Source organism: Rhodanobacter sp. PCA2, assembly GCF_013620825.1.
In the GTDB taxonomy this organism is placed as follows: Bacteria; Pseudomonadota; Gammaproteobacteria; order Xanthomonadales; family Rhodanobacteraceae; genus Rhodanobacter_A.
On the sequence record NZ_NJIC01000058.1, the window covers coordinates 1 to 1181 of the forward strand.

1 protein-coding gene is annotated in these 1181 nt (G+C 63.8%); it reads right to left on the minus strand.

The genetic code is table 11. The annotated features are described in order from the left end of the window. Positions 1 to 23: 23 nt before the first annotated feature. A protein-coding gene (locus tag PCA_RS17300) for an IS3 family transposase (RefSeq protein ID WP_181303859.1) occupies positions 24 to 1120 on the minus strand; the annotation gives its coding sequence in 2 pieces (ribosomal slippage) (positions 24 to 859 and positions 859 to 1120; 1098 coding nt in all). Positions 1121 to 1181 lie beyond the last annotated feature (61 nt).

Sequence of the window (1181 nt, forward strand, 5' to 3'; positions counted from 1 at the left end):
TGAAGCGTCCTCGTTTTTCCGAGTCACCCGGAAGTAGAGGTGGTTGATGATGCCATGGCGTAGGTGACGGGCGAGAGCCCGCCAAGTGCGCGATGAGGGCGTTGATGGTTGTAGCGGTGGCGCCAGTCCTCGGTCATGCAGCGGACCTCGTGCAGGCTGGTGAAGACGTAGCGATCCAGGACCTCCGTGCGAAAGGTCCGGTTGAACCGCTCGATGTAGGCGTTCTGGGTCGGCTTGCCGGGCTGGATGTGCAGCAGTTCGACGCCGTGCCGCTGGGCCCACTGTCGCAGCGCGACGCTGATGAACTCCGGGCCGTTGTCCAAGCGCAGACGCCGGGGCGCACCGCGTAGTTCCACCAGCTCATCCAGTGCCCGGACTACTCGCGGCGATGGCAGGCTGGTGTCGATCTCGATCCGCAACGACTCGCGGTTGAAGTCGTCGTTGACGTTGAAGGTGCGGAAGCGCCGCCCGGACCACAGGGCATCGGCCATGAAGTCGGCCGACCAAGTGTGGTTCGCCTGGTCAGGAATCTCCAGTGGCTCACGGATGCGATCAGGCAAGCGTCGCTTGCCCCGGCGCGGCAGATTCAACTTCAGCGCCACGTAGACCCGCCAACTGCGCGTCTTGCCGAACCCTTTCGGCTGCAGGGCTTCGTCGAACAGCAGGCCAAAGCCGTAGCCGGGGTTGTCCTTCAGATGGGCCTCGATGGCTTCGATCAGCGTCGAGTCGTCCCGCGGGCGCGGGGCGTAGTGCCGCGCCGAGCGCGACAGGCCCAGCGTGCGGTCGGCACGCCGGGCGCTCAGGCCATGGTGGGTTTGCATCGCCAGGCTCAACTCCAGTCGCCGCGCCTGGCTCAGCCTTTTCGCGACAGGACATCCTTCAGCGCGTGGTGCTCCAGCGCTAGATCGGCATACATCCGCTTGAGTCGGGCCAGCTCGGCCTCGACATCCTTCAGGTGCCGCAGCTGTGACACCTCCATGCCGGCGTATTTGTTCTTCCAGACGTAGTACGTCGGCTCGCTGATGCCGTGCTTGCGGCACGTCTCCGCGACCTTCGCGCCGGCTTCGACCTCTTTGAGGATCCGGACGATCTGTTCCTCGCTGAACTTCGACTTCTTCATGCAGAGCTCCTTGGTGGGGAAACTCTACTTCTGACTGGCTCGAATTAACGAGGACGCTTCA